Here is a 9,224-nt window from a genome sequence, read left to right on the forward strand (position 1 = left end):
TTTTTTTATCTTTCTCTTGAAGAATAATGCATAAAAAATTCTGCTATTTCAGTATAAATAAATTTTTATTTTCTTGTGTTATCAACAATTTTTCAATTTTTGTTTTTCACTGCTTCATTAAATTCTCCTAACAAAGCTTCATAATTTGTCCTTCCTAGTCCATCAATGAAGAATTTTTCTCCTTGACTACAAGGGCTCGCACTATATTCAGATTTTTTTATGTGATTGTGCTGATCTAAGTATTTTAAAAATTCATTATTCGTCGTATTCTCAAATTTTTTCGCTTTTCCAATAAAAAAAGAATGGATCCAAACTTCTGCGAAAACCCTTGAATCTCTTCTTTTCGAGAGCTTGGATCTCTAAAACTGTTATAGAACAAACTAAATGCCAGCACCGCTTGCTTTAATTTCTGGTAGTCAATTGCTGAATTTTTCTTATTTATACCATAATTTTTTCTCAACGATTCACTGATAATCTCATCAATGGATAAGGAAATTGATGAGGCTGAATAATCAGAAGAAAATTTTTCATCGATAAAATTCTTAACTGTTTCTGCAAAATCTATTTTTTGAGCATTTATTTTTTGACTCGTAAATAATTCATTTAGTTTTTCTTTTTCTTTTTCTAAAGCTCTAAGTCTACGTTTACCCACCCTATGAATTGCTTTTTTAAAATTTCCTAACTTAAAGTCTATTAAGTCTTCCAGATATTGAGATTTGTCTTCGGGAAAAAAAATATCAAGGTAGCGCGCAAAACATTCAACCTTGTCTTCTTCTTGAAAATTTTCATCAAAAAATACTAATGCATCTTTTTTCTCTTTAGAATTTTTATCTCTCTTTAAATCCTCAAAAGGATACATCTCTTGAATTATTTCTTTGTACGAATCATAAAGATCCTTGTCATATTCTTTAGCATTTAAAAGTAATATTTTTTTTTCTGGACGTGTTTTTTGAAAATTTAGATTAATTATATGCTTTGATACCTCATCAAGATCTTTAAAAGAAGTATTTGTTAGATTCAGATAAAAAGCAGCTATATCTATGTAGTTACTTTCAATTTCAGCCTGATTTGATAAATCTTTACGTAAAGCTTGTTGCACAATTTCTATTTTTGCGTGTTGAGACAAACCTTTTATTGTATCTTTAATAAAGTTACAAAACGCGCTAAAACGGATATTTTCAGGAAAATTAGTATTTCTAAATAAATTATCCATATCAACATCAAAATCTAAAACGATTATTTTATCATTCGACAATTTAATATTTATTTTATTTTTCTCACAAAATAAATCCGCACCCTGTACTCGACACGCTACAAAATTTTGTAAAGCCTTATATTGATCTTTTTCTAAATTTTTTAAAACCTTACTTAAAATTTCATCAATTGTTTTTGGATAATTATTAAGAATTTTCTGAATAAGGAGATTTTCAGAAATTTTTTGAGTGTCTTCAGTTAAAATAGCTAAAATAAAATCGTATTCATTTTCATACTTTTTTGATAATGACGTCAATAAATAATTGATGAATCTGTCACTTTTCATTGATATTAATTTAGATAAAAATTTATCTTGATTATTCCAATCAATATTTTTTTCAAGAATAGAAAAAACGTGAGAAAAAACTTCAAGATCAGATGTAATCAGCGCATCAAAAAAACTATGAAATCTTCCAATTGGAAGACCAAAATCTAGACGTTGAAGAATATAGTCTAGTTCTTTAAATAAATTTTCTGGATTTTTGGTAAGAATCATTAAAGCATGATCAAAAAATCTTTGCGCATCTGATAATTCAGACGAACACATCAAAATTTTAGCAAAAACTCCTTTTTTATAGAGAAAAGCTTTGAGGATGTCACAACAATCTTTTCTGCTGAACAATTTATCCAAAAGCTTGCACGCCCTTTCTTCTCTTTTACTATCTTGCAACTCTATCAAGCTATCAAAAATGTGAGCAAAAATTTCTGGATGAATAAAATTCTTTTGGACATCTTGCAAGGGGTGATGAAGTTCATCATCAATTTTAGATAAAAATTTATCTAAGAAATCGTTTAAACTTTCTCTCCTTCCTTCGATGTTTTTAAAGCTATCAAAAATGTGATAAAAAATTTCTGGATGAACAAAGTTCTTTTGAACGCCTTGCAATGGATGATCTAGCTCTTCATTAATTTTAGATAAAAATTTTATCTAAAAAATTATTTAAATTTTCTCGATTTTGTTCATTTTTTGTTAAGTAATCAAAAATGTGAAGCAAAAAATTCTGGATGAATAAATTTTTTTTGGACACCTTGCAACGATTGATCTAGCTCTTCATTAATTTTAGATAAAAATTTATCTAAGAAATCGTTTAAACTTCTCCTCCTTTCTCTGATGCTTATCAATCGATCAAAACTATGAGTAAAAATTTCTGGATGAGCAAAACTTTCTTGATCGTCTTTTAATGAAAAATCTAAAATTCGGGCAAGACTTGAAGGACTTAATTGCTTAACGATTCGAACAATAAATGCATTATCCAAAAAACTATTTAAAATCGAATTATTGAAAATCCAAACTAAACTTTCTTGATTAGAAATTAAAAATTTTCTAAAAGACTCTGAAAAAGAAAACAAAAATTTGTCTTTTAAAGTCGCAACGCAAGCTTTTGAAAGCTCATTTCTATTTTTTGAACCTAACTGATCTTCAAATGAAGTGATACGCTCTACTACGGATACAACATGAAAACAATACGAAGCTTCTTTATTCCACGTTAAATTTCTGAATATTTTAAAAAATAATGTTTCTAACGAATCCTCATTTTTTCCAAAATCGTTCAAAACTTCACGCACTTTATTTGCATCGATATCAAAGTTCAAATTAGACGCACGATTCATCACCACCAAGGCTTTACTTAGGCAAGTAATGTCTTGATCTGAGAAATCTTTTTTTCCACCAAAATGAAAATTTTTCGATACATCGGAAAATAATTTATTAAGAGCGCCCGGTTTAGCTTGATTTAAAATTTTTAAAGCTCGCCCTAAAGCGTTGTTATCTTCCAAATCGAACAATATTTTTAATAGCTTTTCTGGAGAAATAGCTTTTAAAGAGTCATTTAAAATTTCCGCCTTGGCATGATCTAATACTTTCAGAGTGCACGCTAACGTCCCTTCATCTAAACAAAATAAAGTTTCGAACAATTTTTCTGAACTAACGGTCTCTAAAGTTTGTTTCAGCGCTAAAGCCTGGGAAGTGTAGTCGGCTAAGATTTCTGGATTATTAAAATAATTTTTAAGATCATCTGAAATGCTAACACGAGATGATCCAGAAGTTAATGCACCCGTTAGAGAGGCATAAAATCTGTTTAGCTCACCATTAAGTGAAGGAACAGCGTAAACATTTTGAGCAATACCCTGGATAAAAAAGTTTCCAAAAACACTTGTCATACAAATCAGAAAAATCTTTTTTTCATTCGCGTAAAAAATTTTTTTCTTCTTTTTTAATATTAACAAAAATTTAACAAAAGTTCAATAGTTTTTAATTAAAAACATATCCACACAAACTTTATTCCAACAAGTATTAACAAAACTTTTAATAATGTGATAGCTAAGATCATATAAAAGAGTCACAGATACGTATTGAAGATTTGATCAATCGAACAATTTTTAGTGCGTCGTATATGCTTAGCTTGAGCCTACTTTTTCTCAATAGGATTCAAATCAGGTGAATAAGAAGGCAAGGTACAGTAATGTATGGCCAGAGCTCTCCAATAATTTATCTGCTTTTCTATACCTTTGTGAAAAGAAGCATCGTCCATTCACACTTTTTGTAAGTAGATTAGGTAATAAAATCTGCTATACCCAAGATGTAAAAACTTCAGTATTGGCTGTTAACAAACCTACTGCACCTAAAGCAGAACCTATTAAGGCTTTATCACATTTGTTCTTCCTTTTGTCCCCCCAATCATGACTTCCATGGTACCGTCTTTCCTTATCAGAATAACTGTGGGTTCTGGGCATATCATAATTGTTTGGCAAAATGTAGATCTTTTTTCTGGATCCGCTTTTGGGAGATTTAGAGTTTTTTTATATGTAGCTCCTATACGTTTCTTAGCATGTTTTATCCTAGATGCGCACACTTCAAGCCTTTTTACTCTTTCTTAGCTATAAGAATCAGGTATCGCTATCTATTTTAATTGCAGGTTTATTTTTTCTTAGCTTAGGCTTTATTATCTTTTTTTCATCTACTGAGTGTTGGGTTTGAAATCTTCATACTCCCCCTCACTTTTTTGAAGGGGCTTTAAAAGATCCGAAAGAGAGGCTATTTTATTAAAAATAAACAAAAATGTTTAATGCAAATGAACCTTCGTACTTAGTATGATCGATCAGCAAAATGTTCAGCATCCTGCGCTGATCCACAAGATGCACTCTCCACCTTCAATAAAATCCAAGCTTGAACGCGTCAGGCGTTTTTTTAAAGGACAAGGAATTGATTCTGGACTCTTCTCAAAAGCCTTGATATCAAGCATTTGGGAGCCAGTTCCTAAAATGCATTTAATGCTCGATGGCACCAATTGGAAGTTTGAAACGCAGAATATCAATTGCCTCGTACCAGCTGTTAAAGTTGGAAAGATTACATTTCCTTTGTTTTGGAGTAAACCAATTTTAGGAAATCTTTGGGGTCGATAAAATTCTCTCCTTTTCAGCTGATCGCGAATTTGTGGGCAAAGATTGGATCACTTATTTGTGTGACTTATTTGTGTGACTTATTTGTGTGACTACACGATCCCTTTTTTATCCGTATAAAAAGATAATCCATTGGCCAACTTTGGCACTTCTCAAAAGCCTTTGAAGGATTTTTTTACTCACCTAAATACGGACGAAAGCCTCCATCTGTAACATGCTGGATGATCCTAGGGGGGGTATCGTAGGTAAAAAGATTAAAGATGCGTACCTTGTCATTTGCTTAAGATAAAGACCGGGTACTAAACAAACAAAGAGGGGACATACCCATATGAAAGAGTTTGGAAAATTTTCCAAACTTATGACCATTGTCGCTATTGCTATTTTAGACGCTTCTATAACGGCCCTTACACAAGAACACAAGGGGACTCAGGTGGATCAAAGATAAACTCTTATTCTTTGATTTCAGCGATCTTTTAAACTACCTGAAAAAAAGTGAGGGGGAGTATTAATTTATTATTCACTAATCCCGCTATAATATTTATTCGCGCGTAATATTTGAATTTTTAACTAAAGATCTTTTTTGTTAGAATTGGTAAAAGCAAGTCTTTTAAAAGTCTCTAAAAAAGATTGTATGTAAATTTTGTGAATGTTTAAGATTGCTTTAAAAGCGGTTTTATTCGAGGGGGAAAGCGGTACAAATGTAAAAAATGTGGAAAAAATTTCACGAGGTGTGCCTGAAAAAGACAAGCTGAACGCCCTTGTTTTATACGCAAGTGACTTTTCAATGAACCGAATTGCTCGGCGTTTTGGTGTCAGCGCGAGCGCTGTTTTGAAGGAGGTGGCACCTTAGGATCAAGGCTATGCGCCAAAATTGAGCCATCCCCAGAAGACAACGGTAGTGTCAAGGAAGTCGATGAATTTTGGAATTATTTAAAAAAAGAAGCAAAAAATTTTGGATTTTTAAAGCTTGGATTTCTAAATTCTAGGATCGTGCAGGGCTTATCGATTAGGACTTGGTGATCACTATAGTCAAACATTCAAACGAATTTTTGAACGATTAAAAAAATAAAAAATTTTATTTTATTGCGCAGATCATTGGGAAGGTTTTAATAAAATTATTCCAAGCAATCGCCTATTTCAGGGAAAAGATAAAACCTTTTCCATTGAACAAAATAATAACGCTAGACCATGCCATTGGTTTGCAAGATTTCGTCCCCCCCCTTGCAAACACGCGATCACTTGAAATGCTGGCGGTAACACTGCATATTTTTACGGTACTTCACGTTAATAAAACTTTGAAAATTAATCATGCTACCTTTGGTTGAAGGCCTCTAATCTTTGGTTAAAAGTCTCTAATGTTTACGACTTTTTTTACCTATCAGTTTTTTACCTTTTTCGCCCCATCCTCTATCTTTGCAAATCTTTAGCTCTATACTACATATCAATCAAAACTTCCTGAATACTCAGGTGTACGAGACAATAAAAAATCTTGAAAGTACTTGTGTCAATTCATGCAGGCGCTACTTGATGTTGCAGTGCGGTCAATTTATAATGCAACCTATCTGTCCATTTAGTAAGGGGATCTGGTATAAGCTACAAAAGGCTAATTAAAAAAGCCTTGACTACGCTATAAATATACCCCGTGCATTTGATTTTCATTATCGTTTATTTTTGATTTTTCCCATAGCAATGCATAGTCTCCTTTTTTACTCAATAATTCAAGATGAGTTCCTTCTTCTTGAATACAGCCTTGTTTCATAACTAAAATTTTGTCTACATTTTGAATGCTACTTAATCGGTGAGCAATATATATTTGTGTACAAGGATAATTCAGGTTCTGCAGTCCTTGGCGAATACTTTCCTCAATACCTACATCTAGTGCAGAGGTTGCTTCGTCTAATAACAAAATAGGACTTTTTTTCAAAATAGCTCTGGCAAGTGCAAGACGTTGGCGCTGTCCTCCAGATAATCTTAGCCCGTGAGGTCCAACTGGAGTGTTGTACCCTTGAGGAAGAAGTTCCGCAAAAGAAGAAACTTGTGCTAGCTCTGCTGCATAACGAATAGATTCTATAGACGCGTCAGAACTTCCATAGGCAATATTATCTTGAATCGTTGTGTCAAATAGAGTAATATCTTGGCTTACAAACCCTATGTTATCTCTAATCCATCGGGGAGAGTACATTAAAGCGTCTTTTCCAGAAAAAAGAATGCGCCCTTTATGGGGAAAATACAGCTGCAATAAAAGATAAAACATAGTTGTTTTTCCAGATCCGCTAGGTCCGACAATGGCATACTGTTTATTTGCTTTGAACGAACAATACACATCGCGCAGTATACGTTGTTCAGGAGTATACCCAAAAGTTACCCCTTCAAATACGATATCTTTTGAAAAAATTTCCGAATTTCCTATAAGAACAGACTCTTTTTTTAGTGAAATAGGGCGATCTAAAAGATTCAAAATACGTTCTCCACTTACGATACACGCTTGAAGACGTGTATGTACTTGAAGAATATTTTTGATAGGACGATACAAAAAAAACAGTGCTGTGATAAACGTCAAAAATGATCCAGGAGTTTGAATTCCCTGGATAACCCGATATCCACCGTAAATGACTATGCTTGCGATTATTGCTCCCCCCAAAATTTCCATAAAAGGATGAATGATTGCTTGGATTTTTGCAGCTTTTTTATATTCTTTTAAAATATTTTCTGTAAACTCTTTTAAACATTTTTTTTCGTACTCTTCTGTTCCATAAGCTTTTACCATGATAATTTGGTGAAAAATTTGTTGAAAAAATTGCTGCAACACAGCACTCTTGTTTTGAATCTGAAGAAATATATGTTTTGCACGCTGTCCACAAATGCGCAGTAACCCTGCCATAATAGGAACAATAAAAAGAGCGCTTAAAAATAATAAAACATCTTCTCGTAATAAGACTATAACTAAGCTTAAAACCATAAACACATCTCGACTAAGAGTGCTTAGGCTTTGAAGAAGAGTTTCTCTTACGATACCAATATCTTGAGAAAAAACATTGGCACACCGTGCTTCATGGTAATTTCTGAAAAAATCTAAATCAAAATGTATCATGTGAGCAAAAACGTCGTTTTGTAACTGGGTAGAAAGTATGTATCCCATAGCTGCCATACAGCGTTCTCCTATATATTCGGCCGCTCCCTTAACAAAAAAAATACTAAATACTCCAATACCGATCCAAATTAACAAATCTTGACGATGCCCTACAAAGATATCATCGAAAATAGGTTTTAAGTATTGGGCAAGTATCGCAGTAGAACCTGCAGTCAAGATCATACTTCCTATTCCTAAAACCCAATAGCGCTTTTGTGGAATAAGATATGTTTTTATAAGACGCCACAAGGTATCGTACCCTGAACCTAAATTCTTCAGTCTGCTCCAAAAATTATTCAACTTTTGCAAGACCCCATATACAATATAACGCAAACAGTATAAAGAATTTTTCAGCAAATGACAAAGGACGACTAAAAGTTTATTTCAAAAATATCTTCGTCACTAAAAAAACAAATAAAGAAAAGCAAGAATATATACGAACTATCCCTACCTTTCTAAAAATACTTGTTAAAATGGAACCTCATCCTCTTCTACAGAAAGACAATCATGTTCTTCCATTGATCCAAAAGGGCCTGCCAAATCGCGATCTTCTTCGTTTTTGTTGTCCAGCATCGTAACTGTACCTTGATAGCGGACCACTACTTCGACAGTTTTTTGTTCTCGTCCCTCTTTATCAATCCACTTTCTGGTACGTATTCCCCCTTCAACAAAAACTTTTTTTCCTTTTTTAAAATAACGCTCAATAATAGAAGCCAGCTTAGGATTAAAAACAACAACTCTGTGCCACTCGGTAACACTTTTTACTTCTCCGTTCTTGTCTTTCCAACGCTCTGAAGTAGCAACAGAAAAATTAGCTACTTTGCTTCCATCAGGCATCAAACGAATTTCGGGGTCTTGTCCTAAATTTCCTATCAATATAATTTTATTTACACTCATCTATTTATCCTTTCTCTTACTTTATAGCTTGGAAGATCGTATATGATTTTACAATAAAAGTAAACTACAACTCGTAAAGTCTTATGGAGGAAAAATTTTTAAAAATACTAAAGAAGGAAAATCTCTTTGACCGTTTTTTGATATTTCGCTAAAAATTATTTGTTTTTAATCAAATTTTTTATAGAACTAAGTTTAGGCTTTCAAAAATTTGCGAAAGCCTATTGTAGTAAAATTATATTTTGTATCTTTATTTAGTTTTTTTATTATTTTATTTAAAAGACAGATCGAAGTACGAAATGAAAAAATACAGGTAGAAAAATGAAAAAACAAGTGATAAAACAAAATCGATATCTGAAGAAATAAAAATTGTTTACGAAGAAGTCTATTAGCTTTTCCTAAGTTTCTCGGCCCAAGCTTATACCAAATCAAACTGAAAGTGTTGGACCAATGCGTTAAAAGTAGTCATTGACGCGCTCGACAAGATCTATGGCGATGTTGTCTCAGGTTTGGTCAAAAAAATGCAGCATACTCTTGCAAAACTTTT

At 32.6% G+C, this 9,224-nt stretch carries 9 protein-coding genes; 3 read left to right on the forward strand and 6 right to left on the reverse strand.

The window, feature by feature from the left end; translation table 11 throughout:
* Positions 1-244: 244 nt before the first annotated feature.
* The 4 genes from HE1_RS05805 to HE1_RS09185 form a co-directional block, all read right to left on the reverse strand.
* Positions 245-2,140, reverse strand: a complete 1,896-nt coding sequence (locus HE1_RS05805; protein WP_035545671.1) for a hypothetical protein — start codon at positions 2,138-2,140, stop codon at positions 245-247.
* A 92-nt stretch (positions 2,141-2,232) separates the two neighbouring features.
* Positions 2,233-3,414, reverse strand: a complete 1,182-nt coding sequence (locus tag HE1_RS05810) for a hypothetical protein (RefSeq protein WP_162480454.1) — start codon at positions 3,412-3,414, stop codon at positions 2,233-2,235.
* Between the two features lie 248 nt (positions 3,415-3,662).
* Positions 3,663-3,785: a transposase gene (locus HE1_RS10515; protein ID WP_006292568.1), complete on the reverse strand. Its 123-nt coding sequence runs from the start codon at positions 3,783-3,785 to the stop codon at positions 3,663-3,665.
* Between the two features lie 37 nt (positions 3,786-3,822).
* On the reverse strand, positions 3,823-4,005 hold the full coding sequence (locus HE1_RS09185) for a hypothetical protein (protein WP_162531305.1): 183 nt from the start codon (positions 4,003-4,005) through the stop codon (positions 3,823-3,825).
* Positions 4,006-4,344: 339 nt separating this feature from the next.
* Here HE1_RS09185 and HE1_RS05820 point away from each other — a divergent pair, with 339 nt between their 5' ends.
* From HE1_RS05820 to HE1_RS09190, 3 genes are all read left to right on the forward strand, one after another.
* Positions 4,345-4,656: a hypothetical protein gene (locus tag HE1_RS05820; protein ID WP_035545677.1), complete on the forward strand. Its 312-nt coding sequence runs from the start codon at positions 4,345-4,347 to the stop codon at positions 4,654-4,656.
* 643 nt (positions 4,657-5,299) lie between these two features.
* Complete coding sequence (locus tag HE1_RS05825) at positions 5,300-5,503, forward strand: helix-turn-helix domain-containing protein (protein ID WP_024161324.1); 204 nt, start codon at positions 5,300-5,302, stop codon at positions 5,501-5,503.
* A 313-nt stretch (positions 5,504-5,816) separates the two neighbouring features.
* The gene (locus HE1_RS09190; RefSeq protein WP_162531306.1) at positions 5,817-5,978 is read left to right on the forward strand and encodes a hypothetical protein; all 162 of its coding nucleotides are present in this window, start codon (positions 5,817-5,819) and stop codon (positions 5,976-5,978) included.
* A 302-nt stretch (positions 5,979-6,280) separates the two neighbouring features.
* On the opposite strand, the gene HE1_RS05830 is transcribed toward HE1_RS09190, so the two are convergent.
* Together HE1_RS05830 and ssb are read right to left on the reverse strand one after the other, a co-directional pair.
* Positions 6,281-8,116, reverse strand: coding sequence for an ABC transporter ATP-binding protein (locus HE1_RS05830; protein WP_052567433.1), 1,836 nt, complete (start codon positions 8,114-8,116; stop codon positions 6,281-6,283).
* Between the two features lie 135 nt (positions 8,117-8,251).
* Positions 8,252-8,680 carry a single-stranded DNA-binding protein gene (gene ssb / locus HE1_RS05835; protein WP_006299658.1) on the reverse strand — a complete coding sequence of 143 codons (429 nt, stop codon included), beginning with the start codon at positions 8,678-8,680 and terminating at the stop codon, positions 8,252-8,254.
* Between the last annotated feature and the right edge of the window lie 544 nt (positions 8,681-9,224).

The organism is Holospora elegans E1, assembly GCF_000648275.1.
GTDB classification, from domain to species: domain Bacteria; phylum Pseudomonadota; class Alphaproteobacteria; order Holosporales; family Holosporaceae; genus Holospora; species Holospora undulata_A.

Bases quoted from the DNA above. Each gene is read 5' to 3' on its own strand.
- HE1_RS05820 (WP_035545677.1), top strand. From the start codon at position 4,345: ATGATCGATCAGCAAAATGTTCAGCATCCTGCGCTGATCCACAAGATG.
- HE1_RS05825 (WP_024161324.1), top strand. From the start codon at position 5,300: ATGTTTAAGATTGCTTTAAAAGCGGTTTTATTCGAGGGGGAAAGCGGT.
- ssb (WP_006299658.1), bottom strand. From the start codon at position 8,680: ATGAGTGTAAATAAAATTATATTGATAGGAAATTTAGGACAAGACCCC.
- HE1_RS05810 (WP_162480454.1), bottom strand. From the start codon at position 3,414: ATGACAAGTGTTTTTGGAAACTTTTTTATCCAGGGTATTGCTCAAAAT.
- HE1_RS10515 (WP_006292568.1), bottom strand. From the start codon at position 3,785: ATGGACGATGCTTCTTTTCACAAAGGTATAGAAAAGCAGATAAATTAT.